This window comes from Sphingomonas sp. BL-S-25 (assembly GCF_055521555.1).
Window position 1 is genome coordinate 1,140,575 of record NZ_CM145486.1, and the last position, 23,736, is coordinate 1,164,310.

Below are 23,736 nucleotides of genomic sequence, written 5' to 3' on the forward strand. Positions count from 1 at the left end.
ATTCAGCGTTCGACGAAGATTTCCGCCAGATCGGCCGGCACACGCATCAGCCGGCCGCTGGCGCGGTCGATCACCGCCCAGGTCGAGCGCGCCTCGACCTTCACCTTGCCGTCGGCGCCGGTGAAGCGCACGCGGCGATCGAAGCGGGCACCGCGCGGCGGATCGGGCACCCAGGTCTCGCCGGTCACGGTCTCGCCCTCGACGACGTTGCCGCGATAGTCGATCTCGTGCCGGGTCACGACCCAGACGGTCGCCTCGCGATACTGCTCGGGCGCCAGCGAGTCCCAATGGGCGACGGCGATGTCCTGGATCCACTTCACCCAGACGGCATTGTTGACGTGACCGAGGATGTCGATGTCGTCGGCGACGGCGGTGATCTGGCGCGAGAAGCGGGTCATGCAGACGCTTGTGGCCGATCAGCGGATCGCCTTGCAAGCCAGCGGCGGCAGGTTCGGCTGGGTCCAGGTGAAGGCGTCGCCGCGACCGCGCCAGTCATAGCCGTTCCCGGCATAGCGGATGCCCGACTGACCCGGCTGGAAGGCGAGCGTCGCGATACGCTTACCCGCGCTGCTGACTGTGGCGCGACGATTGTCGGGATCATAGGCGACGACCAGCCGCGATCCGTCCATGCAGCGATAGCGCGCGGTGCCGCGATTATCCTCGACCGCGCGGGTCGGACTGGGTGACGGCTGCGGCGTGGGCTGCGCGTCGGGACGCGGCTGGACGTCGCTCGCGCGGATCCGCCAGCGGCGCTGCGCGTCGGACGCGCCATCGGCGACGGTTCGATGAAGCACGACGCTGCCCTGCATCCGGAACGGGCGATTGTCGCGTAGTCGGCCGTAGACCTCGACCGGGACGGTGACCGAGCGTTGGCCCGCGCCAGCATCGATCCGGCCGGGCGTGCCCACCCTGGCGCGATAGTCGAGAAACTTGCGGAAGCTCTGCTCGAACGCGCCGATCGACATATCGGGATTTTCCCACATCGCCCAGGCGCGCTCGTAATTGCCGGCGCCCAGCAACGCATAATAGGTCTGCACGACCTTCGCCGCCCCCTCGGCGCTCTCGTCGATACCGGGCGGATCGGACGAGGGCGCATCGGTCGGGGCGGGCGGCGTCCCGGGAACCGCGCCCGGCGCGGGTTCGTCGATATCGTCGGTGGGGCGCGGGGCCGGACGGTCATTGGCGTCGTCGATCGCATCGACATTCACGCCGGTCGCCTCGTCATCGGAGCGGACGTCGTTGCCGCCAGGCGAACAGGCGGCCAGCGCGCAAGGAAACAGAAACAGGGAAATACGCATCCGAAACCTCGCACATCGAGCCAAGGCTCGAACGCAGGGATCGGATGCGTCGTTCCGCGGATGCCTCAGTTCGCGAGCGGCTGATTGCCGACAAAGCCGAGCCGGGTGACGCCGCCGCGCTTCACCAGCGCAAGCACCTGGTCGAACCGCTCGTAGCGGGTTTCGGGATCGGTCTGGAAATGCAGCACCGCGATCTCGCTCTTCGCCATCGGCGCCAGCAGCGCGGGGAGTTCAGAATCGCGCACCGCACGCCCGTCCCAATGAACCGTGCCGGCAGCGTCGAGCATCAGCTTGTGCGGCGTCTCGTCGCGCTGCACCGGCGGACTGCCATTGGGGAGATCGACCGACACCTTGTGCGTGGCGATCGGGATGGTGAGGATCAGCATCACCAGCAGGACAAGCAGCACATCGATGAACGGCGTTACGTTCATCTCGCTCATCGGCTCGGAATGCGGGGAACGGACGGCACGGGACATGGCACCTCTCCTCACTGTTGATGATGTAACGTAACATCGACCAGCGACGGAGGGAAGCGGGTTTCGACGCGCTTTGCGATCGTCGATCAGCGCGTCTCGAACTTCCAGTTGCGCCGCTTGCCCTCGCGCAGCCAGGAAATGGCGTCGCCGACACGCCGGGCGCGGGTCTCGGCCCGCTTGGCCTCGTCGATCCACTCGCAATAGTCGCGGCGAGCGCTGGGTGGAAAGGCGGCGAAGGTCGCTGCCGCGGCCGGATCCCCGGCGAGCGCGGTCGTCAGTTCGGCCGGGACTTCCGCTTCGGGCCGTTGCGCGCGATCGCCGCGCGTCGGCGCCTGTCCCGCCTCGCGCAGCGCGGCCGCGGCGGCGATGCGCGCCTCCATTTCCGCCGGGTCAGGCAGGTCGTCGAGCGTCGAGATCCGTCGCTCGTCCGGGGCTGTCTCGCCCTCGCCCCCGGCCGCCCGATCCCAGAAGCCGAAGCTGACATGGGCGGTGAACGCGGCCATGTTGGCGAAGGGTCGGCCGCCGAGCGTGAAGAAGGGGCGCGACCATTTGATCGTCTCCTCCACCTGCGGGCAGGCGGCGTGGATCCGGTCGCGAAGCCAGGCGAGGATCGGCTGCGCGAACGCCGCCCGGCTTTCAATATAGGCGTCGACGCGCGGATCGCGGGTCATGACAGTCCTCCCGAAAGACAGGGCCGTCATGCTCGGACCGGATCAGGCGCGGGTCAAGGCTCGAGCGCGTCCTCGTCGGCGTCGTCGAGATCCTCGTCATCGTCGAGATTTTCCTCGTCGAAATCCTCCTGGACCTCGTCTTCGGAATTATCCTCGGCGGTGACGTCGGCGTCATCGTCTTCCTCGCCGAGATCGTCGTCGACCATCTTCAGATCGTCTTCCGAATCCTCGTCGTCGCCGAGATCGGGCGTGAGGTCGGTCAGGATCGTTCCGTCGGTCGGGCCGTCGCGCGTCGCCTCGAGAATCTCGGCGCGCTGGCTCTCGTCATAGCCGTCCTCGTCATACCCATCATCGCCGGTGCCGCCGCCGGGGACCTGATAACCGCCCATCGCTTCGCTCCATTCATGCAGGTTGTTCTGCGCGAACGGCGTCGGGGCGGACTCGTTCCGCTCCCTTGCGACGAATCCTTCGGCGCGTCAGGTCGCGCGGAAAATCCGGCCGCGCTCGGCCCAGAAGATCGCGGCAAAGGCGAGTACGCCGCCGATGAGGAAACCCGCATAGAGCGGCACGGTGGTCCCATTGAACGCCTGGCCGATCACCGCGCCGCCGAGCGCGCCTCCAAGCGTCGTGACGAAGCCCTGGAGGCTAGACGCGGTGCCGGCGATCTCGCCCATCCGCTCCATCGCCATTGCGGAGAAATTGGCGTTGGACAGCGCGATGAACAGCATCAGCAGTCCCTGGAGGATGCCGAAGGTCCACAGCGATTCCATCTCGTTCCACGCCACGACGAGGTGCACCGCGGCGATCAGGATCACCCCGGCCAATGCGGTGTGCGAAATGCGCCGCATCCCCAGCTTCATGACGAGGCGCGAGTTGAGGAAGGCACCCACCGCCATCATGCCCGCCACGGCCGCGAACATGATCGTCAGCAGCTTGGGGCGATGGAAGACATCGGCCATGACCTGCTGGATCGACCCGATGAAGCCGAACATGCCGGCCGACAACAAGGTGATGGCCAGCGTATAGCCGACCGCGGCGCGATCCCGCACCACCAGCCCATAGTCGCGCAGGATCCGCCCGGCACGCAGCGGCTGGCGCGCGGCGGGGTCCATCGTCTCGGGCATGCGCAGATAGAACCAGACCAGCACCGCACCGGCGCACAGCCCGACACCCCAGAAGATCCAGCGCCACGAGGCGATCATCAGGATCAGCTCGCCGAAATTGGGAGCGATGATCGGCGCGGCCATGAAGACGATGAAGGCCAGGCTCATGACCCGCGCCATCGCCCGGCCGGAATAGCAGTCGCGCACCAGCGCAACGGTGACGACGCGCGCACCGGCGGCCGCGGTCCCCATCGCCGCGCGCGAGATCAGCAGCAGCTCGAAACTGCCCGACACCGCCGCGACCGCCGAGGTGATCACATAGGCGCCGAGCGCCACCAGCAGCACCGGCCGCCGCCCGAAGCGATCGGACAGCGGGCCGTAGACGAGTTGCGCGAAGGCAAAGCCCAGCAGGAACGAAGTGATGACATATTGGCGATGATTGGGCTCGAGCACGTCGAGGCTGTCGCCGATCGCGGGCAGCGCCGGCAGCATCGAATCGATACCCAGCGCCGTCAGCGCCATCATGCCCGCCACCAGCGACACGAATTCGGCAAAGCCGAGCGGTGCCCGGTTCTCGCGATCCGTGGAGAGAGTCGTCTGCTGGTCCATGGCGAGGCCAATGGCGGATCGGGACGCCTGCGTCACCCCTTGATCGGTGAGATCGGGCATGTCCGATGCTTGGCCGCTTGCGGTGGCCGCCCGTCGGGGCATGCACGCCGCCGCGCTTGTCGCCGCGGGTCATACGGCGCTATCTGCGGTGGCATAGCGACTCCCCGGAGATAGATGTTGTCCGATACCATTCTCGCCGAAGTTCCGCTGGTCTCGATGAAGGACCAGGATGCGGACCCCGACGGCTTTGCCCAGGCGTTCGGCGCCTCGTTCCAGCGCTTCGGCTTCGCGATGGTCAGCGATCACGGCGTTCCGCAGGACCTGATCGACCGCGCCTGGAAGGTTACCGCGGAGTTCTTCGCGCTGCCGGAGGCGGAGAAGCGTCGCTATCATATCGAGGGTGGCGGCGGCGCGCGCGGCTATACGCCGTACAAGACCGAGATCGCCAAGGGTGCCGAGCACGTCGACCTGAAGGAGTTCTGGCATATCGGCCGGCCGCTGCCGGAGGGCCATCGCTTCTCGGACCTGATGGCGGCCAATATCTGGCCCGACCGGCCCGCCGGGTTCCGCGATACCTTCATCGAGCTGTTCGCGGCGTTCGACCGGGCGGGCGACCGGCTGCTGTCGGCGATTGCCCGCTATCTGGAGCTGGCGCCCGACTGGTTCGATCCGGCAGTGAAGGACGGCAATTCGGTGCTGCGCCTGCTCCACTATCCGCCGGTGCCCGCGGACGCGCCCGAAGTGCGCGCCGGCGCGCATGAGGACATCAACCTGATCACGCTGTTGCTGGGTGCCGAGGAATCGGGCCTGCAGCTGCTCGACCGCAGCGGCGAGTGGCTTCCGGTCAAGCCGCCAGAGGGGGCGATGGTGGTCAATGTCGGCGACATGCTGCAGCGGCTGACGAACAACGTCCTGCCCTCGACCACGCACCGCGTCGTCAATCCGCCGGTCGAGCGCCGCGGCGTGCCGCGCTATTCGATGCCCTTCTTCCTGCATCCGGCGCCCGATTTCCTGATCGAGACGCTGCCCGGCTGCATGGGCGAGGACCGGCCGAACCTGTATCCCCAGCCGATCAGCGCGCACGACTATCTGCACGAGCGGCTGGTCGAGATCGGGCTGGTGAAGAAGTAAAGCTATCTTCCGTTCGCGCGTGCGGACGCTAGAGACTCCGGCGGCGGGACGGGCATCGGGCCCGGCACCGCCGCTTTTCACGACAGGATTGGGAACGACATGACCGAACCGCTTCGCGTTGCATTGGCTGGCCTTGGGACCGTGGGCGCGGGTGTCATCCGCCTCATCGACACCAATGGCGAGTTGATTGCGCGGCGTGCCGGTCGGCCGATCGAGGTCATCGCCGTGTCGGCGCGCGACCGCAGCAAGGATCGCGGCATCGACATGGGCCGCTTCGCCTGGGTCGACGATCCGACCGAGCTGGCGCGTCAGGCGGGTGCCGATGTCGTCGTCGAACTGATCGGCGGGTCGGACGGCCCTGCCCTGGCGCTGGCGCGCGCGACGTTCAATGCGGGCAAGAGCTTCGTCACCGCGAACAAGGCGATGATCGCCCATCACGGGCTGGAGCTGGCGCAGGCGGCGGAGCGCGCGAACCTGGCGCTGAAGTTCGAGGCGGCGGTGGCGGGCGGCGTGCCGGTGATCAAGGGGCTGCGCGAGGGGGCTGCCGCCAACGAGATCGGCCGCGTCTATGGCATCCTGAACGGCACGTGCAATTTCATCCTGTCGAAGATGGAGGCCGAAGGCCGCGACTTTGCCGACATATTGAGCGAGGCACAGCGGCTGGGCTTTGCCGAGGCCGATCCCAGCTTCGACATCGACGGCGTCGATGCCGCGCACAAGCTGTCCATCCTCGCCAGCCTGGCGTTCGGCACGCGACCGGCATTCGACGACGTGACGATCACCGGCATCCGCCATGTCGTCGCCGCCGACATCGCCGAGGCGGCGTCACTAGGCTATCGCGTCCGGCTGCTGGGCATCGCCGATGCCGGACCCGGCGGGCTGTTCCAGCGCGTCCATCCGCACCTGGTGCCCGAAAGCCATCCGCTGGCGCATGTCACCGGATCGACCAATGCCGTGGTCGCGGAAGGCAATTTCGTCGGCCGCCTGCTATTCCAGGGCGCGGGCGCTGGTGACGGCCCGACCGCCAGCGCGGTGGTCGCCGACCTGATCGACATCGCGCGCGGCGAATTCGGCCCGCCCTATGCCATGCCCGCCGACGCGCTAGCGGCGCAGCCCGCGTCGGACAGCGGCGAGCGCCGCGGTCGTGCCTATGTCCGCTTCACCGTCGCCGACCGGGTCGGCGTGCTGGCGGAGATCGCCGCGGCGATGCGCGACGCCGGGGTGTCGATCGAAAGCCTGATGCAGCGCGGCGCCAATCCGGACGGCAGCGTGCTGGTGGCGATCGTCACCCATGAAGGCCCCGAGCGCGCCGTCGCCCATGCGCTGGACAAGCTGCGCGGATCGTCGAGCCTGACCGGCGAGCCGATGTGGATGCATATTCTGGGTTGAGCCCCGGACGCGCGGCGCGAGAGCCAGAGCCTCGCGCCGTCCTGACTCACATAGGGCTCAAGGCGCCAGTTCGCGCTGGACCATCTTGATGCTTCGGCCGTCGGTGCTGACGGATACGCCGACCATGCTGCCGCACTGGGCGGTGAAGGCACTCTGGCCGCACGGGATGCGGCCATAATCCTTGGTCAGCTCCGCAGTCCGCAGCGGCACCGAATTTTCCGGGCGGGCGGAGAGGACCAAAGGCACGCGGTAGCGATCCGCCTCTCGCCGGGCGCAAACCACGATCTCGCCATCGTCACGCGTGGAGCGGCACGGAGGATCGACCGCGATCACCGCGCGCGACCGCGCCACGCCGGCGGCAAGATCGACCGGTGGGGCGGGCGGACCCGCATCCTGCATCGCCAACAGAAGAACCATCGTCCACATCATGGCACGCCCTCCTTCCGTCACCGGAACGGCTCAGGCGTGCCACCCCGATGTGGCGGAAATGCGGTTGGCGCTGCCCGATCAGTCGACGCTGCTGCGGAGCAGCGGAACGCCGTTGCTGGGACAGACCGGCGCGCCGGTGGTGCCGCAGGCCATTTTCTGGCTGCTCTCGACCACGCGCTGCTTGAAGTCGGGCCGCGCGGGATCGTCATCCTGAATCCGGTAGCGCGAATTGGGATCGCTCGAGGCGCAGGTCAGGCCGACGCCGCAGGTTGCGGTGACGCGCAGCATCGGCGCGGGGCGGGCCTGCGCCTTGCGGGCGCGGACGCGCGGACGGGCCGAGCGGCGGGTGTTGATGGTGACGGGTCGAACACGCGGCGCGTCCTGGACGATGGCAACCGGGGAAACGACGCTCAGGGCAAGGCTGAACAGGAACATGATCGTGTCTCTTTCTCTCACCCCCCACTTTTGCCATTCCAACGCCGATTGACGGCGATGGTTGCCGACCGCCCTCACCTCCCCTATCGCCGCGAACAAACAGAGCTGAGGGGTGTCCGATTCCATGACCGGTGACAGCAAGAATCTCGATCGCGTCCTCGTCCTTGAAATGGTCCGCGTGACCGAAGCCGCGGCGATCGCGGCATCGACCCTGATCGGGCGTGGCGATGAGAAAGCGGCCGATGCCGCCGCGGTCGAGGCGATGCGCGACGCGCTGAACAAGCTCTATCTCGACGGCACGGTGGTGATCGGCGAAGGCGAGCGCGACGAGGCGCCGATGCTGTTCATCGGCGAAAAGGTCGGCGCCGCGCAGGACGGGGGACCCAAGATCGACATCGCGCTGGATCCGCTGGAAGGCACGACGATCACCGCCAAGGCGGGCCCCAACGCGCTGGCGGTGCTGGCCGTCGCCGAAGAGGGCGGCCTGCTGAACGCGCCCGACGTCTATATGGAAAAGCTGGCGGTCGGCCCGGGCTATCCCGAGGGCGTGATCGACCTCAACAAGACCCCGACCGAGAATATCCATGCGATCGCCAAGGCGAAGGGCGTTCAGCCGCACGAGATCATCGCCTGCGTGCTGGATCGTCCGCGTCACGAGAAGCTGATCGCCGAGCTGCGCCAGGTCGGCTGCGGCATCATGCTGATCCCCGATGGCGACGTGGCGGGCGTGATTGCGACCACCGATCCCGACACGACGATCGATGTCTATATGGGATCGGGCGGCGCGCCCGAGGGCGTGCTTGCCTGCGCGGCGCTGCGCTGCGTCGGCGGCCAGTTCAAGGGCCGGCTGGTCTTCCGCAACGACGACGAGCGCGCCCGCGCGCGCAAATGGGGAATCGAGGATCTTGACAAGGTCTATGACCTGACCGATCTGGCGCGGGGCGACTGCATCTTCGCCGCAACCGGCGTGACCGACGGGTCGCTGCTGGAAGGCGTGAAGCGCCGCCCAGGCAAGATGACCACCGAGAGCGTCGTGATGCGCGCCAGCTCGGGCACGGTGCGCTGGGTCAAGGGCGAGCACCGGCTGTAACGGTCAGTGCATGGCAAGGCTCGAAAAGGCCGCTGCCCCTGGGGGCGGCCTTTTTCCTTGCGCGCGTTCCAGATGCCGCACTCGCTGTGCTTGCCCGCGGGATCGAGCGCTCCTAACCCTGTGCATCATCGATGCGGAGGATCGGATGCGTCACCTGTTGCTGGCCGGAGCTGCACTGTTCGCCAGTCCGATATCGCCGGTCGCCCCGCCCGCCAGCGCGCAGGAGGCGCAGTCCCCTTTCATCGCCGAAGAGGTGATGATCCCGATGCGCGACGGGGTGAAGCTGCGCACGATCATCCTGCGCCCGCGCGACGCGATGGGACCCTTGCCGATCCTGCTGAGCCGGACCCCCTATGGCGCCTCCGCCGACCCGCAGGGCGATTGGGCCGCCCTGGCGAAGGACGGCTATATCTTCGTCGACCAGGACATGCGCGGACGCTTCGGGTCGGAGGGTGATGGGTTCAGCCTGTCCACCGAGATCAAGTCGGGCAAGCAGGCGGTCGATGAATCGACCGACGCCTGGGACACGATCGACTGGCTGGTGAAGAATGTGAAGCCGAACAACGGCAAGGTGGGGATGTGGGGCGTATCCTATCCCGGCCTGACCGCGGCGATCGCGCTTGCCCGGCCGCATCCGGCGCTGAAGGCGGCCAGCCCGCAAGCGGCGTGGACCGATTACTGGATGAACGACGACCTGCACCGCTATGGCGCGATGCGGCTGACCTATGCGATCGACTGGCTGACGATCCTGCAATGGGACAAGACCGACAATGCCGGCTTCCCCGGCTATGCCGGTGCGATCGACACCTATAGCTGGTTCCTGAAGGCGGGATCGCCCGACGAGATCGAGAAACGCTATTTCCAGGGCCGCGTCCCCCGGCTGCGCGAGATGATCGAGCATCCCGACTATGACGATTTCTGGAAGAAGCAGCGCTGGGCCGAGACGCTGAAGCGCACCACCGTGCCGACGCTGAACGTCGCCGGCAGCTATGACCAGGAGGATCCCTGGGGCAGCTGGCAGATCTATTATCGCCAGCAGAAGGACGATCCCGACAATATGGCGCAGATGGTGCTGGGGCCGTGGAACCATGGCGGCTGGCGCGGGCCGATCAACCGGCTGGGCCGCATCCCCTATCCCGGCGACAGCGGCACGTCGTTCATGACCGAGATCGAGGCACCGTTCTTCGCCTATTGGCTGCACGGCAAGGGCACGAAGCCCGATTACGAGGTGAAGAGCTTCCAGAGCGGTAGCTGGCAGTGGCGGACCTATCCCGGCTGGCCGCTGGCGCAGGCGCAGGCGTCGCAGCTCTATCTGCATGCCGATGGCAGCGCATCGTTCACCGCCCCCGCGCAGGGCGAGGCGTGTCGCGACTATGTCTCGGATCCCGCCAATCCGGTGCCCAACCGGGCGCGACCGATCTCGGTCACCTATCCGCGGCCCGAATGGCAATGGTGGGAATCGGAGGACCAGCGCTTCGTCGACGGACGGCCCGACGTGCTGAGCTGGACCACCGAGCCACTGGACGCGGACATGACGGTCACCGGCGCGATCGCCGCCAAGCTGATGGCCTCGACCAGTGGCACCGACAGCGACTTCATCGTCAAGCTGATCGACGTGTTCCCCGACAACTATACGACCAGCGTGCCCCCGGACTTGGGCGGCTATACGCGGCAGCTGAACGGCTATCAGCTGCCGATCGCGATGGAGGTCCGCCGCGGCCGCTATCTCAAGAGCTTCGAGACGCCGCAGCCGCTGGTGCCGGACCAGGTCGTCGCCTGGGACGTGCCGCTGCGCGACCATGACCATGTGTTCCGCAAGGGGCACCGGATCATGGTGCAGGTCCAGTCGAGTTGGTTCCCGGTGATCGACCGCAATCCGCAGCGCTTCGTGCCGAACATCTACAAGGCGCAGCCCGCCGACTATGTTAAGGCGACGCAGCGCGTGTGCCCGGGCAGCGCGGTCACGCTGCCCGTGGTGCGGTGAAGATCGCCCTCAGTTCTTCAGGCGGTAGCCGGTGCGGAAGATGACGGCGATCACCGCGGCGCACAGGATCAGGAAGGCAGCGGTGAAGCCCAGACTCAGCGCCGGACTGACATCGCCCACGCCAAAGAAGCTCCAGCGGAACCCGCTGACCAGATAGACGACCGGGTTGAACAGGCTGACCGTGTGCCAGGGCTCGGGCAGCATCTCGATCGAGTAAAAGGCGCCGCCCAGGAAGGTGAGCGGCGTGATCAGCAGCGCGGGCACGAAGTTGAGCTGTTCGAAGCCCTTGGCCCAGACGCCGATGATGAAGCCGAGCATCGAGAAGGTGATCGAGGTCAGCAGCAGGAAGGCGACCATCGCCAACGGATGATCGATGCGGAGATCGACGAAATAGGTCGAGGTGAGCAGGATGATGATGCCGATCACCACCGATTTGGTCGCCGCCGCGCCGACATAGCCGATGACGAGTTCGAACGCCGAGATCGGCGCCGACAGCAGCTCGAACACCGTACCGGTGAATTTCGGGAAGTAGATGCCGATCGACGCGTTCGAGATGCTCTGCGTCAGCAGCGTCAGCATGATCAGGCCCGGCACCAGAAAGGCGCCATAATCGACCCCGCCGACATCCTGGATCCGGCTGCCGATCGCGCCGCCGAAGACGATGAAATAGAGCGAGGTAGTGATGACCGGGGTCGCGACGCTCTGCCACAGGGTGCGTAGGGTGCGGGCCATCTCGAAGCGATAGATCGCCCAGATCCCGCGCAGATTGATGCCGTTCATGCTGCGGCTCCTTCCTCGCGGTGGGCGACGATGTCGACGAAGATATCTTCCAGGCTCGACTTGGACGTGTCGAGATCCTTGAAGGCGATGTCGAGTTCGGCAAGCTTGCGCAGCAGCGACGGGATGCCCGTCCGCTCGGCCTGCGCATCGAAGGTGTAGCGCAGCCGGTGCCCCTCATCCTCGAGCGAGAGGTGCCATTCGGCAAGTTCGGGCGGAATCGCGCTCAGCGGCTCGACCAGCGAGAGATCGAGCTCGCGCTTGCCGAGCTTCTTCATCAGCTCGGCCTTTTCCTCGACCAGCAACAGCTTGCCGCGGTTGATGACCCCCACCCGGTCGGCCATCTCCTCGGCCTCCTCGATATAATGGGTCGTCAGGATGATCGTGGTGCCGCGGTCGCGCAGGCCCAGCACCAGCTTCCACATGTCACGGCGCAGCGACACGTCGACACCCGCGGTGGGCTCGTCGAGGAACAGGATGTCGGGTTCGTGGCTGAGCGCCTTGGCGATCAGCACGCGTCGCTTCATGCCGCCCGACAGCTCCATGATCTTGGCATCGCGCTTGTCCCATAGCGACAGGTCCTTGAGGACCTGGTCGGTATAGGCGCGGTCCGGCGCCTTGCCGAACAGGCCGCGGCTGAAGCGCGTCGTCGCGTTCACCGTCTCGAACATGTCGACCGACAATTCCTGGGGGACCAGGCCGATCTTGGTCCTCGCCTGGCGCGGTTCGCGGATGGCGTCATGACCATCGACCAGGATCGTGCCGGTGCTGGGCCGCACGATCCCGCAGATGATGTTGATCAGCGTCGTCTTGCCCGCACCGTTGGGACCCAGCAGCGCGAAGATCTCGCCCCGCCCGATATCGAGATCGACATGGTCGAGCGCCTTGTGGCCCGACGCATAGGTCTTGGACACCTGACGGAGGGAAAGAATGGAATCCATGAAAGCACCCGGAAGGAGAGGCGCCTTAACTAGGGAGCAGATGCGTAACGAACAAGCAGTGAGTTAGGAAAGCTAACTCGTTTTTTTCGCGGCTTCCGGTCGGGTTATGCCTTTTTCTCGCGCGCCTTCTTCACCGCGTCGGCCAGCACCGAATATTCGACATAGCCGGGGATGACCTTGTCGCCGATCACCCAGACCGGCGTGCCGCGCCCGCCGATGCTCGCGGCCAGCTTGTGATTGTTCGAAATTTCGCCGTCGATGGCAGGCGTCGCCATCACCCGCGCCGCGCGCGCCTTGTCGAGGCCGACGCCGGTGGCGGCGGAGGCGATCGATGCCTCGTCGAGTTGGCCATTGGCGTAGAGCGCCTCGTGAAAGGCGCGGAACTTGCCCTGTTCGGCGGCCGCCAGCGCCCAGCGCGCCGCGGACACGCTGGCGTCGCCCAGCACCGGATATTCGCGGTAGACGATCCGCACATTGGGATCATTGGCGACCAGCTTCGCCAGCGACGGCAGGCTGGCGCGGCAATAGCCGCAGGCATAGTCGAGGAAGGCGACGACGGTCACGTCCCCCTTGGGATTGCCCCATTCGGCGCCGGCGAAGGGCGTCTCGAACGCCTTGCGGTTCGGCGCGATCGCCTTGGCATATTCGCGCTCCTGAAGCTTCTCCATCGCCTCGGGGAGCACCTCGGGATGTTCGAGCAGATAGGCGCGGATCGCTTCGCCGCCATCGGCGCGTTCGCCACCGGCCAGATGCTGCGCGCCATAGGACACCAGCCCGCCGACAACGGCGGCAAGAAAGAAACTCCCAGACAGGAGCCAGGGGTTACGCAGGATCGGATTGGTCATTGGGGCGAGGCACTCATGGTCAGGCGGCGTTTGCCGTTCTTCGCTTCTTCCAGCGCGGTCTGGGACACCATCATGATGTCCTGGGCGCGCACCCAGTCGGGCGATCCGGTCGGCAGCCCGCCCATCGCGCGGCGGGCGCTCATGAAGGCGACGCCGGGGTCGCCGGTCAGGCTGGCGCGCTCGGCGGTGGCGAGCGCGACGCGCGGCTCGTCGCCCTTGCGCTCGAACACCATGCCCAGCTGGAACCAGGCATAGGGATTCTCCCGGTCGCGGGCGAGCGCCTGGCGCAGCACCCGCTCGGCCTCGGCGAGGTTGGCAGCATCGTCGGTCGCGACCAGCGCATGACCGAAGGTCGAGGCGATCAGCGGCTGGAATCCGGTCTTCTCGGTCGCCTTGCGCAGCGGCACCAGCGCGCCGGTCGGATCGCCCGATTCGAGCAGGATCTGCCCTTCCAGCTCGAGGAAGAACGGATCCTCGGGCTGCGCCTTGACCAGCGCCATCGTCTCGGCCCGGGCCTGATCGGGATAGCCCGAGCGATGATAGGCATAGGCGCGGGCATAATGCGCGTAGATCGAGGTGTCGGTCGTCGGATAGCGCTGCAGCGTCGCCTTCGGCTCGTTGACATAGCCGCGCAGCTTGGCCTGGACGCGTTTGAACCGGATGTCGAGCTGCGGATCGGTCGGCTTGTTCCACGACGGCGACTTCTGGAGATCGTCGGTCAGCGTGCGCAACCGCTCGCCCGACATCGGGTGGCTGCGCGCGAACGGGTCGACCTCCGGGTTCTTGCTGTAATAGCCGTAGCTGAACTCCATGTTCTGGAGCTTCTTGAAGAACTCCAGCATCCCCTTGCCGCTGATGCCGGCGGTCGTGAGGAAGCGGGCGCCAGCCGCGTCGGCCGAGCTTTCCTGGCTGCGCGAGAAGGCAAGATAGCGGCCGATCGCCGCGCGCTGGCCGGCCATCAGGATGCCCATTCCGGCATCGGGAGCGCCGGCGGCAACCGCCGCGAGTCCCAGCGCAAGGCTGAGCAGCGACACCGTGCCATAGCCGCCATCGCGCTGAAGCACCGCATGGCCGCCGACGACATGGCCCAGTTCGTGGGCGATGACGCCCAGGACTTCGTTGATGTTGTCCGCCTTGTCGAGCAGGCCGGTGTGAATATAGACCGCCTGGCCGCCCGCGACGAAGGCGTTGATCGAATTGTCCTGGATCAGGACGAACCGGACATCGCTGGGCCTCAGCCCCGCCGCCTTGACGATCGGGGCGGCGGCCTCGTTCAGCATCATTTCCGTCTCGGCGTCGCGCAACATGATCTGCGCTGCGGCCGGACGGATCGACATGCCGAACAGGCAGAGCGCGGCGAACGCCACGGCCACGGCATGGAGAAGGTTACGGTTCATGCGGGGCATCATCGTCCCAATTTCCCTGGCCCGCAACGGGTGCGCGTCAGGCGCGCTGTGCGGCGGGGCGAATGAACCATGGGTGACTGGCCCCGCCCGGACGAGCTCTCGCCGGGCGGGGCCGATCATCGGTCAGGCGCCGAAAGTGCGCTGCCACCAGCCGCGGCGCGGCGCGGCCTCCTCGCCCTCGGGAGCGGCATCGCCGTCGCCCGAGGCCGGCTCGGCGGCGGGTGCTTCAGCTTCTGCCTCGGTTGCCGCAGGGGCCTCCTCTGCAGCCGCCTCGGCTGCCGGCGCCTTCTTGCGGGTCCGCGGCTTCTTCGCCTTCACCGGCGCGTCTTCCGCAGCGGGTGCGGCCTCCACGGCTGGCGTCTCGACTGCGGCGGCCTCGGCTGCCGGAGCGTCCGCGGCGACTGCCTTCTTGCGGCTGCGGGTCCGCTTCGGCTTCTCCTCGGCGACCGGCTCGGGCGCAGGGGCCTCGACGGCCTCGGCGGCGGGCGCATCCTCGGCAACCGGCTCGGCCTTCTTGCGGCTGCGTGTCCGCTTCGGCTTGGGAGCCTCGGCTTCGGGCGCTGGCGCTTCCTCGACGACCTCGGCCACCGGCTCGGCTTCCACCGGAGCTGCCTCGGCCGAAGCTTCGGCTTCCGCCTCGGCCTGGTCTTCACCCTCGGTCACCGCATCGGCCCCATTGCGACGGCCACCGCGGCGGCCGCGGCGGCGGCGCTTGCGGCCAGTCTCGCCCTCGCCTTCGTCGCCAGCCGGCTGCGCCTCGACCTCGGCCTCGACCACTTCGACGGTCTCGGTTTCAGCATCCGCGTCGCCTTCACCGGCATCTGCATCGCCAGCCTCTTCGCCCTCGGCGACGTCCTGGCCGTCTTCGTCACGGCCCCGGCCGCGACGACCGCGACGGCGGCGGCGGCGCTTGCGACCGGCCTCATCACCCTCGCCACGCTCCGGGCGATCGCGCTGCTCACGGCGCGGACGCTCCTCGGCTTCGGCTTCGACCTCTTCCTCTTCCTCGATTTCCTCTTCCTCGACCTCGTCGAGATAGTCGTCCTCGGGTTCCTCGATCAGGACGACCGGTCGCGGCGCGCGGATCGGCGGCGGGCCCGATGCCTCGACGATCATGCGCGCGCCCTCAAGCTCGCCGTCCGGGGCGACCTCGACGGTAACGCCGTAGCGCTCCTCGATCTCCGCCAGTTCGGCGCGCTTGCGGTTCAGCACATAGAAGGCGGCTTCCTGGCTGGCGCGCAGCAGCAGCTGCGAGCCGCGGCCGCGGGCAGCCTCATCCTCGATCATGCGCAGCGCCGACAGGCCCGCCGACGATGCGGTGCGGACCAGGCCGGTGCCCTCGCAATGCGGGCACTGGCGGGTCGATGCCTCGAGCACGCCGGTGCGCAGGCGCTGGCGGCTCATCTCCATCAGCCCGAAGGCGCTGATCCGGCCGACCTGGATGCGGGCGCGGTCGTTCTTCAGCGCCTCCTTCATCGCCTTTTCGACCTTACGGACATTGGACCCGTGATCCATGTCGATGAAGTCGATGACGACGAGGCCGGCCATGTCGCGCAGGCGCAGCTGGCGGGCAATCTCGTGCGCCGCTTCGAGGTTGGTCGCGGTCGCGGTCTGCTCGATCGAATGCTCGCGCGTCGACCGGCCCGAGTTGATGTCGATCGACACCAGGGCCTCGGTCGGGTTGATCACGAGATAGCCGCCCGACTTGAGCTGGACGACCGGATTGTACATCGCGGCGAGCTGGTCCTCGACGCCGGCGCGCTGGAACAGCGGCACGGTGTCGGCATAATGCTTCACCCGGCGGGCGTGGCTGGGCATCAGCAGCCGCATGAAGTCCTTGGCCTGGCGATAGCCCTCCTCGCCCTCGACGATGACCTCGTCGATGTCCTTGTTGTAGATGTCGCGGATCGCCCGCTTCATCAGGTCGCTGTCGCCATAGACAAGCGCCGGGGCAGACGACTGCAGCGTCTTCTCGCGAATCTCGTCCCACAGGCGGGCGAGATAGTCGAAGTCGCGCTTGATCTCGGTCTTGGTGCGCTGAAGCCCGGCCGTCCGCACGATGCAGCCCATCGACGGCGGCAGCTTGAGGTCGGCCATGATCGACTTCAGGCGCTTGCGGTCGGCGGACGAGCTGATCTTGCGGCTGATCCCGCCGCCATGGGCGGTATTGGGCATCAGCACGCAGTAGCGACCGGCGAGCGACAGATAGGTCGTCAGCGCAGCGCCCTTGTTGCCGCGCTCTTCCTTGACGACCTGGACCAGCAGGACTTGGCGACGACGAATGACGTCCTGGATCTTGTAGCGGCGGCGCAGCGCCATGCGGCGCGCGCGCATCGCGTCGGCCGGGCTCTCGCCGCGATCGCCCTTGCGTCCGCGGCGACGGCCACGGCCGCGACCGTTGTCCGAACCCTCGCCACCGGTCTCGCCCTCATCGGATGCGTCGGCATCGGCCTCGGCGTCGCCTTCGTCGCCATCCTCATGATCATGATCATGATCGTGATCATGATCGTCGTCGTCGATCGGACGCTCCAGCACCTCGACGGCACCGTCCTCGTCATGATCGTCATCTTCCTCGGCGCGGAGCGCGGCTTCCTCGGCGGCGTGCTCGGCTTCCTCGCGCAGCAGGGCTTCGCGATCTTCCTTGGGAATCTGGTAATAGTCGGGATGGATTTCGCTGAAGGCAAGGAAGCCGTGGCGGTTGCCACCATAATCGACGAACGCCGCCTGGAGCGACGGTTCGACGCGGGTCACCTTGGCCAGATAGATATTGCCCTTGAGCTGCTTGCGCTCGGCGGACTCGAAATCAAACTCCTCGATTCGGTTCCCTTTGACGACGGCCACGCGGGTTTCCTCCCGGTGGCGCGCGTCGATCAGCATACGCATTGTCATTGAATAGTCTCCGGGCGCGCCAGGCCTCGGCTCCTCGAAGACGGAGAGCGGGCGCGCGACATGCAGAACGGACGCATCCGGCAGAACGGCCGGGACGCGTCACGCGGTTTTCGAAAATTGCCTCTGCTGCAGTGGCACGTCCGGTCTCACGGGCCGGAAACTCCGCCGCCGTCGCGCTGCCGAGGGCAAAGCCCTGGCGAAGCGAACGGTGTGGAAAGTGCCTCATTTGCAGCGTCAACCTGAATTGCACGACCATGTGGTCGTGGACATAGGCCGGAACAAGCCCGGCGTAGCAGCGGACTAGCAGCCCTTGTCAGATGCGGCAACCGAAACACCTGCGTCACGACAATTTGTTACGCGCGCGCCAGAGGCTTGACCGTTAAAGCTGCGGTACGGCGCCGCAACTTCGCGCCCGACCGTTTGGATTTGCAGACTGGCGACGCCGCCAGCGGCGCGCATTTGCGCTGGACCCTTCCCCTGCCTGCGCGGCATATCGCCGGGGTGCTCGCGTTTCTCGCCCTTCTCATCGGCTGGCTGACCGGCGCGCCGAGCTGGTCGAGCGCGGTGGAGGGCGTGAGGATCCAGGACGATCACCTCGTCGTCCGCTTCAGCGAACCCGCCCGCCAGGCCGGCGCCCTGATACCGACATCCACCGATCGACTCACCGACGAGAGAGTTGATTCGACCGACAGCAGCACCGCACGCATCATTCTCGACCTGGCGCGCCCGGCCTTATTGGCCGAAGGCAGTTTCGGTCGAAAGAGCGGGACCCTGTCCGTGACACTGCGCACCATCGACCAGGGCGGCGCGGCACATGCCGCGGCGGAGGGCGGGATGCGGTCACTGCCCCCCTTCAGCTATTTCCTTCCCGCGCCAAGGCCGGACGCTGGCCATAGCGTCACGGTGGCCGCGCCGCCCCGGCGCGTAGCGCTGAATTTGCCGCGCATCGAAGGCGCCGACCGCAGTCGCCCGCTGGTCGTGATCGACGCGGGCCATGGCGGGCACGATCCCGGCGCGATCTCGCCCGACGGGACGCTGCTCGAGAAGGACCTCACACTCAAGATCGCGCTGGCGATCCGCGACGCATTGCTCGCCTCGGGCAGGTTCCGCGTGGCGCTGACCCGCAGCGATGACCGGTATTTGATCCATCAAGAGCGGTTCGGCGTGGCCCGGGGTCTGGGCGCAGACCTGTTCATCTCGGTTCATTGCGACAGTGCCAGCGATCCGCAGGCATCGGGTGCGACGGTCTATACCTTGTCGGAAACTGCCTCGGACAAGGAAGCAGCGCGATTGGCCGCGCGCGAGAACAGGTCCGACATCCTGGCCGGGGTGGACTTGGGCAACACCAATTCCGAGATTTCATCGATCCTGATCGACCTTACCCAGCGCGAGACGATGAACGCCTCGGCCGGCTTCGCGAGGCTGCTGGGGCGCGAGGCGGGCCCGCTGATCCCGGTGCGCGACACTTATCATCGCTTTGCGTCGTTGCTGGTGCTGAAGGCGCCGGACCTGCCCTCGGTCCTGTTCGAAACCGGCTATATATCGAACGAGGCCGATGCCCGCTTCCTCGCCTCGCCCGAGGGCCAGAGGAAGGTGGCGCAAGCAGTCAGCCGCGCGCTGACCGTCCACTTCGCCACGCGCAATACCGCGCGGATCGCGACGCGCTGACGGGGGCCTCCGACGACTTCCGCCGCAACGCGGCTGGAAACATGCGCGAATCCTGCTAGACCCCGCATCCCATGGCTGACGCGGACCGCACCAAAGTCAATTTCCGTATCAAGCGCGAGATCGGCGGGATCAAGGGCTGGTACCTGAGCGTGCACAATCGCTGGTGGTTTCGCACCATCGCGATCCTGGCGCTGCTTGCCGGCATCTTCTGGTTCCTGGTCTGGCTGCTGATCGCGCGGCACCTGCCCTCGGTCGAGACACTGAAAAACTACGAGCCGCCGCTGCCGACCTATGTCCGGTCGGTCGAGGGTACGCCGATCCACAGCTATGCGCGCGAACGCCGCGTCCAGCTGAGCTATGCCGAATATCCCAAGCCGCTGGTGAACGCGTTCCTGGCGGCCGAGGACCGGACCTTCTTCCAGCACCACGGCGTCGACTATCCGGGCATCGCGTCCGCGATCTTCCGCAACCTGACCAGCAGCGGCCGCCAGGTCGGCGCATCGACCATCACACAGCAGGTGGCGAAGAACCTGCTGGTCGGCAACGAGGTGAGCTACGCCCGCAAGGTGCGCGAGGCGATCCTGGCGTGGCGGATCGAGGATACGCTGAGCAAGGAACAGATCCTCGAGCTCTATCTCAATTCGATCGAGCTGGGTCGCAACGCCGGCGGCGTCGACGCGGCCAGCCATGCCTATTTCGGCAAGGAACTCAAGCAGCTGAGCCTGGCGCAGATGGCCTATCTGGCGATCCTGCCCAAGGGGCCGGCCAATTATGATCCGGACCGCTACACCCAGCGGGCGCTGGACCGGCGCAACTGGGTGCTGGGCGGGATGCTGCGCAACGGTTTCATCACCCAGGCCCAGCATGACGAGGCGGTCCGCGAACCGCTCGGGACCATCCCGCGCCAGACGCCCAAATTCGAGCGCGTCGGCGGCTATTTCGTCGAGGAAGTGCGCCGCCAGCTGATCGACAAGTTCGGCGAGACGGCCGAGAATGGTCCGAACAGCGTCTATGCGGGCGGGCTCTGGGTCCGAACCTCGCTGGACCCGAGGCTTCAGGAATATGCGCAAAAGGCGCTGCGCGACGGACTGTTGAAATATGACCGCGGACGCGGCTGGTCGGGCCCGCTCGGCAAGGGGCAGATCCGCGGCGACAATTGGCGCCAGGCGCTGCTCAACACCAATATCGGCGTCGATTACGAGGACTGGCGCGCCGCGATCGCGATCGCCCGGTCGGGCGACGGCTGGCAGATCGGGTTCGACGACGGCAGCACCGGCACGATGCCGCGCAGCCAGGCGAGCATGCCGGTGCGCGGCAAGGGTGGCGAAGCCTATAATGCGATCGAGCCCGGCGACATCATTGCGGTCGCGCCGCAGGGCGGAAGCTTCGCACTGCGCAGCGTGCCCAAGGTATCGGGCGGCATGGTCGTCGAGGATCCGCGCACCGGTCGCGTGCTGGCGATGCAGGGCGGGTTCGATTCGCGAATCCAGTCGTTCAATCGCGCCACCCAGGCGCAGCGCCAGCCCGGATCGACGATCAAGCCGCTGGTCTATGCCGCCGCGCTGGAACAGGGAATGACGCCTGCGTCGATCGTGGTCGATGGGCCCTTCTGCGTCTGGCAGAGCGCTGCGCTGGGCAATAAATGCTTCCGCAATTTCGGTGGCTCGGCTGGCGCTGGACCCAAGACGATGCGCTGGGGCCTGGAACAGTCGCGCAACCTGATGACCGTGCAGATCGCGAACCAGGTCGGCATGGACCATGTCGTCGACCTGATCCACCGCATCGGCGTCAGCAAGCAGAAGACCGCACCCTATCTGAGCTATGCGCTGGGCGCGGGCGAGACGACCGTGCTGCGCATGGTCAACGCCTATTCGATCCTGGTGAACAATGGTCGGGCGCTGAACCCGTCGCTGATCGACTTCGTCCAGAACCGCCGCGGCCAGGTGGTCTGGCCCGATAACTGGCGCCCCTGCGACGGCTGCAACATGCCCGACTGGAACGGCAAGCCGATGCCGCGCCCGGTCAGCCGCGCCCGCCAGGTGGTCGATCCGATCAGTGCCTATCAGATGGTCCATATCGCCGAGGGCGTGATCCAGCGCGGCACCGCGACCGTGCTGCGCGACCTCAACCGTCCGCTGATGGGCAAGACCGGCACGACGTCGGGCCCGACCGATGTGTGGTTCGTCGGCGGATCGCCGCAGATGATCGCCGGCCTGTATCTCGGCTATGACACGCCGACCAATCTGGGCGGCTATGCCCAGGGCGGATCGATCGCCGCGCCGATCTACAAGCAGTTCGCAATCCCCGCCTTCGAGGGCGTCGAGCCCCTGCCCTTCATCGCGCCCAAGGGCGTGCGGATGGTGCGGATCGATCGCGCGAGCGGAAAGCGCGTCTATGCCGGCTGGCCGACCAGCGATCCCAAGGCGAGCATCATCTGGGAAGCGTTCAAGCCGCAGAATGACGACGAGTTGCGCCGCAACCGGCGTGAGGAAAGCGAAACGGACGCGCCCAAGACGGTCAAGAAGACCGAGAAGCGCGAACGGCGTCAGGACGACAGCGACTTCTTGCAACGCCAGGGCGGAATCTATTAGCCGCGCGCCTTCGTCCCTATATCTATCCCTTGCGGAGCCGCCGAACCCGAGTGCGGCCCCGGACAAGTTTCTGGAGTGAATTGAATGCGTGCCGAAGCGCAGGCAAATGTCGACAAGATCAACGCCGCGCTCGCCCTGCTGCGCCGCTTCCTGGACTGGGACCGCGCGCTGCGCCGCCTCGACGAGCTGAACGCGCGCGTCGAGGACCCGACGCTGTGGAACGATGCCAAGGCGGCGCAGGACGTGATGCGCGAGCGTCGCCGGCTGGACGAGGCGATCACCGCGACGCGGGCGATCGAGAGCGAGCTGAACGACACGGTCGAGCTGATCGAGCTCGCCGAAGCCGAGGGCGACGAGGCGCTGGCAATCGAGGGCACCACGGCGCTGGTCGAACTGGCCGAGCGTGCCGAGGGCGACAAGGTCAAGGCGCTGCTGTCGGGCGAGGCCGATGCCAACGACACCTATATCGAGATCAACTCGGGCGCCGGCGGGACCGAGAGCCAGGATTGGGCCGAGATGCTCCAGCGCATGTATTCGCGCTGGGCGGAGCGTCACGGCTACAAGGTCGAGCTGGTCGATTATCACGCCGGCGAGCAGGCCGGGATCAAGTCGGCGACGTTGCTGGTCAAGGGCGAGAACGCCTATGGCTATGCCAAGACCGAGAGCGGCGTGCACCGCCTGGTCCGCATCAGTCCCTATGACAGCTCGGCGCGGCGCCACACCAGCTTCTCGTCGGTGTGGGTCTATCCGGTGATCGACGACAATATCGACATCGAGATCAACGAGAGCGATCTGCGCATCGACACCTATCGCGCCTCGGGCGCGGGCGGACAGCATATCAACACGACAGACTCGGCCGTGCGCATCACCCACCTGCCGACCGGCATCGTCGTGCAGTGCCAGAACCAGCGATCGCAGCACAAGAACCGAGCCGAGGCGTTCAACCAGCTGCGCGCGCGCCTGTACGAGCGCGAACTGGCCGAGCGCGAGGCGATCGCCAATGCGCAGAACGCGACCAAGACCGATATCGGCTGGGGTCACCAGATCCGGTCCTATGTGCTCCAGCCCTATCAGCTGGTGAAGGACCTGCGCACCGGGGTGACCTCCACCGCGCCCTCCGACGTGCTGGACGGCGCGGTCGATCCGTTCATGGCGGCGGCGCTGTCGCAGCGGGTGACCGGCGAGAAGGTCGATGTGGAGGACGTCGATTGATCGTCCGCGGGCTCGTCCTATCGCTGGCGCTGCTCGCGCTGGCCGGCTGTGACGGCCGGTCGCGGGCGCCCCAGAAAGCCGACGAGCCCAAATATGGCTTTCCTGCCGCCGATCGCCCGGTCGCGTCGATCATCTCGTCGCGCTGGTCGACTGAAGAGGCGCGCGACCGGCTGAAAGAGGCCGATACGGTGATGGACCGTGCCGGCATCAAGAAGGGCATGACCGTCGCCGATATCGGCGCGGGCGAAGGCTATTACACCGTGCGCCTGGCCAGTCGCGTCGGCGACGAAGGCCGGGTTCTGGCCGAGGATATCGTGCCCGAGGTACGCGACGCGCTGGCGACCCGCGTTGCGCGCGAACGGCTGGACAATGTCAGCGTCCGGCTGGGCCTGCCCGCCGATCCACGACTGCCCGAGGCGAGTTTCGACCGCGTGTTCATGGTGCATATGTATCACGAGATCGCCTCCCCCTATGAATTCCTCTGGCGGATGCGTCCGTCGCTGCGCCCGGGCGGACAGGTGATCGTGGTCGATGGCGATCGGCCCACCCAGGATCACGGCACCCCGACCGAGTTGCTGAAATGCGAGTTCGCCGCGGTCGGCTATGTCCAGGTGTCGCTCCAGCGCATGCCGTCGGCCGGCGGCTATCTCGCCATTTTCGAGGCGCAGGGCGAGCGGCCCGAGCCGCAGACGATCAAGGCCTGCCGCAATCCGGCGACCCCGGCGCCCAAGAGCTGATCCCCGAGTCGTCCACAATCATGTCGGCCGATGCGCTTGGCGCTGCTGCCGCCCG

Annotated in this window: 21 protein-coding genes; 8 read left to right on the plus strand and 13 right to left on the minus strand. The window is 66.9% G+C overall.

The features are described from left to right. Positions 1 to 2: 2 nt before the first annotated feature. The 6 genes from ACZ1H8_RS05695 to ACZ1H8_RS05720 all read right to left on the minus strand — a co-directional run bounded on the left by ACZ1H8_RS05695 (position 3) and on the right by ACZ1H8_RS05720 (position 4,217). Positions 3 to 398, minus strand: a complete 396-nt coding sequence (locus tag ACZ1H8_RS05695) for an acyl-CoA thioesterase (protein ID WP_110149131.1) — start codon at positions 396 to 398, stop codon at positions 3 to 5. 18 nt (positions 399 to 416) lie between these two features. Then, positions 417 to 1,298, minus strand: coding sequence for an MliC family protein (locus ACZ1H8_RS05700; RefSeq protein WP_465180388.1), 882 nt, complete (start codon positions 1,296 to 1,298; stop codon positions 417 to 419). Positions 1,299 to 1,363: 65 nt separating this feature from the next. Continuing rightward, the gene (locus tag ACZ1H8_RS05705) at positions 1,364 to 1,774 is read right to left on the minus strand and encodes an ExbD/TolR family protein (protein WP_465180389.1); all 411 of its coding nucleotides are present in this window, start codon (positions 1,772 to 1,774) and stop codon (positions 1,364 to 1,366) included. 86 nt (positions 1,775 to 1,860) lie between these two features. Beyond that, positions 1,861 to 2,445, minus strand: a complete 585-nt coding sequence (locus ACZ1H8_RS05710; protein ID WP_465180390.1) for a YdeI/OmpD-associated family protein — start codon at positions 2,443 to 2,445, stop codon at positions 1,861 to 1,863. Between the two features lie 53 nt (positions 2,446 to 2,498). Beyond that, on the minus strand, positions 2,499 to 2,834 hold the full coding sequence (locus tag ACZ1H8_RS05715) for a DNA primase (protein WP_465180391.1): 336 nt from the start codon (positions 2,832 to 2,834) through the stop codon (positions 2,499 to 2,501). 87 nt (positions 2,835 to 2,921) lie between these two features. Continuing rightward, positions 2,922 to 4,217 (minus strand): multidrug effflux MFS transporter, encoded by a 1,296-nt coding sequence (locus ACZ1H8_RS05720; protein WP_465180392.1) that lies wholly within the window; start codon positions 4,215 to 4,217, stop codon positions 2,922 to 2,924. A 114-nt stretch (positions 4,218 to 4,331) separates the two neighbouring features. Here ACZ1H8_RS05720 and ACZ1H8_RS05725 point away from each other — a divergent pair, with 114 nt between their 5' ends. Beyond that, entirely contained in the window at positions 4,332 to 5,288 is a 957-nt protein-coding gene (locus ACZ1H8_RS05725; RefSeq protein WP_465180393.1) for an isopenicillin N synthase family dioxygenase, read from the plus strand. 99 nt (positions 5,289 to 5,387) lie between these two features. Then, positions 5,388 to 6,677 carry a homoserine dehydrogenase gene (locus tag ACZ1H8_RS05730; RefSeq protein WP_465180394.1) on the plus strand — a complete coding sequence of 430 codons (1,290 nt, stop codon included), beginning with the start codon at positions 5,388 to 5,390 and terminating at the stop codon, positions 6,675 to 6,677. Positions 6,678 to 6,734: 57 nt separating this feature from the next. Here ACZ1H8_RS05730 and ACZ1H8_RS05735 read toward each other — a convergent pair whose 3' ends face one another. Further along, a complete protein-coding gene (locus ACZ1H8_RS05735; protein WP_465180395.1) occupies positions 6,735 to 7,106 on the minus strand; it encodes a hypothetical protein in 372 nt (123 codons plus the stop codon). A gap of 78 nt (positions 7,107 to 7,184) precedes the next feature. Then, the gene (locus ACZ1H8_RS05740) at positions 7,185 to 7,667 is read right to left on the minus strand and encodes a hypothetical protein (protein WP_465180396.1); all 483 of its coding nucleotides are present in this window, start codon (positions 7,665 to 7,667) and stop codon (positions 7,185 to 7,187) included. Between ACZ1H8_RS05740 and glpX the strand changes: the two genes are divergently transcribed. Further along, positions 7,666 to 8,631, plus strand: a complete 966-nt coding sequence (gene glpX, locus ACZ1H8_RS05745) for a class II fructose-bisphosphatase (protein ID WP_465180397.1) — start codon at positions 7,666 to 7,668, stop codon at positions 8,629 to 8,631. The two genes, ACZ1H8_RS05740 and glpX, sit on opposite strands and share 2 nt — an antisense overlap. Positions 8,632 to 8,776: 145 nt before the next feature. Next, complete coding sequence (locus ACZ1H8_RS05750; protein WP_465180398.1) at positions 8,777 to 10,615, plus strand: CocE/NonD family hydrolase; 1,839 nt, start codon at positions 8,777 to 8,779, stop codon at positions 10,613 to 10,615. A gap of 9 nt (positions 10,616 to 10,624) precedes the next feature. On the opposite strand, the gene ACZ1H8_RS05755 is transcribed toward ACZ1H8_RS05750, so the two are convergent. The 5 genes from ACZ1H8_RS05755 to ACZ1H8_RS05775 form a co-directional block, all read right to left on the minus strand. Next, a complete protein-coding gene (locus ACZ1H8_RS05755) occupies positions 10,625 to 11,395 on the minus strand; it encodes an ABC transporter permease (protein ID WP_465180399.1) in 771 nt (256 codons plus the stop codon). Further along, a complete protein-coding gene (locus ACZ1H8_RS05760) occupies positions 11,392 to 12,333 on the minus strand; it encodes an ABC transporter ATP-binding protein (protein WP_465180400.1) in 942 nt (313 codons plus the stop codon). The genes ACZ1H8_RS05755 and ACZ1H8_RS05760 overlap by 4 nt, the downstream gene beginning before the upstream one ends. Before the next feature lie 104 nt (positions 12,334 to 12,437). Next, complete coding sequence (locus tag ACZ1H8_RS05765) at positions 12,438 to 13,178, minus strand: DsbA family protein (RefSeq protein WP_465180401.1); 741 nt, start codon at positions 13,176 to 13,178, stop codon at positions 12,438 to 12,440. Beyond that, positions 13,175 to 14,575 carry a M48 family metalloprotease gene (locus ACZ1H8_RS05770; protein ID WP_465180402.1) on the minus strand — a complete coding sequence of 467 codons (1,401 nt, stop codon included), beginning with the start codon at positions 14,573 to 14,575 and terminating at the stop codon, positions 13,175 to 13,177. The genes ACZ1H8_RS05765 and ACZ1H8_RS05770 overlap by 4 nt, the downstream gene beginning before the upstream one ends. Positions 14,576 to 14,707: 132 nt before the next feature. Then, on the minus strand, positions 14,708 to 17,473 hold the full coding sequence (locus tag ACZ1H8_RS05775; protein WP_465180403.1) for an Rne/Rng family ribonuclease: 2,766 nt from the start codon (positions 17,471 to 17,473) through the stop codon (positions 14,708 to 14,710). A gap of 372 nt (positions 17,474 to 17,845) precedes the next feature. Here ACZ1H8_RS05775 and ACZ1H8_RS05780 point away from each other — a divergent pair, with 372 nt between their 5' ends. From ACZ1H8_RS05780 to ACZ1H8_RS05795, 4 genes are all read left to right on the plus strand, one after another. Continuing rightward, positions 17,846 to 19,141, plus strand: coding sequence for an N-acetylmuramoyl-L-alanine amidase family protein (locus ACZ1H8_RS05780; RefSeq protein WP_465180404.1), 1,296 nt, complete (start codon positions 17,846 to 17,848; stop codon positions 19,139 to 19,141). A 71-nt stretch (positions 19,142 to 19,212) separates the two neighbouring features. Continuing rightward, the gene (locus tag ACZ1H8_RS05785; RefSeq protein ID WP_465180405.1) at positions 19,213 to 21,732 is read left to right on the plus strand and encodes a penicillin-binding protein 1A; all 2,520 of its coding nucleotides are present in this window, start codon (positions 19,213 to 19,215) and stop codon (positions 21,730 to 21,732) included. An 84-nt stretch (positions 21,733 to 21,816) separates the two neighbouring features. Next, positions 21,817 to 22,944: a peptide chain release factor 2 gene (prfB, locus tag ACZ1H8_RS05790; RefSeq protein WP_465180406.1), complete on the plus strand. Its 1,128-nt coding sequence runs from the start codon at positions 21,817 to 21,819 to the stop codon at positions 22,942 to 22,944. Beyond that, entirely contained in the window at positions 22,941 to 23,681 is a 741-nt protein-coding gene (locus tag ACZ1H8_RS05795; protein ID WP_465180407.1) for a class I SAM-dependent methyltransferase, read from the plus strand. The genes prfB and ACZ1H8_RS05795 overlap by 4 nt, the downstream gene beginning before the upstream one ends. The last annotated feature ends 55 nt before the right edge of the window (positions 23,682 to 23,736 follow it).

Coding starts and splice junctions, on each gene's coding strand:
- ACZ1H8_RS05695 (WP_110149131.1), bottom strand. CDS start 398: ATGACCCGCTTCTCGCGCCAGATCACCGCCGTCGCCGACGACATCGAC.
- ACZ1H8_RS05700 (WP_465180388.1), bottom strand. CDS start 1,298: ATGCGTATTTCCCTGTTTCTGTTTCCTTGCGCGCTGGCCGCCTGTTCG.
- ACZ1H8_RS05705 (WP_465180389.1), bottom strand. CDS start 1,774: ATGTCCCGTGCCGTCCGTTCCCCGCATTCCGAGCCGATGAGCGAGATG.
- ACZ1H8_RS05710 (WP_465180390.1), bottom strand. CDS start 2,445: ATGACCCGCGATCCGCGCGTCGACGCCTATATTGAAAGCCGGGCGGCG.
- ACZ1H8_RS05715 (WP_465180391.1), bottom strand. CDS start 2,834: ATGGGCGGTTATCAGGTCCCCGGCGGCGGCACCGGCGATGATGGGTAT.
- ACZ1H8_RS05720 (WP_465180392.1), bottom strand. CDS start 4,217: ATGCCCGATCTCACCGATCAAGGGGTGACGCAGGCGTCCCGATCCGCC.
- ACZ1H8_RS05725 (WP_465180393.1), top strand. CDS start 4,332: ATGTTGTCCGATACCATTCTCGCCGAAGTTCCGCTGGTCTCGATGAAG.
- ACZ1H8_RS05730 (WP_465180394.1), top strand. CDS start 5,388: ATGACCGAACCGCTTCGCGTTGCATTGGCTGGCCTTGGGACCGTGGGC.
- ACZ1H8_RS05735 (WP_465180395.1), bottom strand. CDS start 7,106: ATGATGTGGACGATGGTTCTTCTGTTGGCGATGCAGGATGCGGGTCCG.
- glpX (WP_465180397.1), top strand. CDS start 7,666: ATGACCGGTGACAGCAAGAATCTCGATCGCGTCCTCGTCCTTGAAATG.
- ACZ1H8_RS05740 (WP_465180396.1), bottom strand. CDS start 7,667: ATGGAATCGGACACCCCTCAGCTCTGTTTGTTCGCGGCGATAGGGGAG.
- ACZ1H8_RS05750 (WP_465180398.1), top strand. CDS start 8,777: ATGCGTCACCTGTTGCTGGCCGGAGCTGCACTGTTCGCCAGTCCGATA.
- ACZ1H8_RS05755 (WP_465180399.1), bottom strand. CDS start 11,395: ATGAACGGCATCAATCTGCGCGGGATCTGGGCGATCTATCGCTTCGAG.
- ACZ1H8_RS05760 (WP_465180400.1), bottom strand. CDS start 12,333: ATGGATTCCATTCTTTCCCTCCGTCAGGTGTCCAAGACCTATGCGTCG.
- ACZ1H8_RS05765 (WP_465180401.1), bottom strand. CDS start 13,178: ATGACCAATCCGATCCTGCGTAACCCCTGGCTCCTGTCTGGGAGTTTC.
- ACZ1H8_RS05770 (WP_465180402.1), bottom strand. CDS start 14,575: ATGAACCGTAACCTTCTCCATGCCGTGGCCGTGGCGTTCGCCGCGCTC.
- ACZ1H8_RS05775 (WP_465180403.1), bottom strand. CDS start 17,473: ATGACAATGCGTATGCTGATCGACGCGCGCCACCGGGAGGAAACCCGC.
- ACZ1H8_RS05785 (WP_465180405.1), top strand. CDS start 19,213: ATGGCTGACGCGGACCGCACCAAAGTCAATTTCCGTATCAAGCGCGAG.
- prfB (WP_465180406.1), top strand. CDS start 21,817: ATGCGTGCCGAAGCGCAGGCAAATGTCGACAAGATCAACGCCGCGCTC.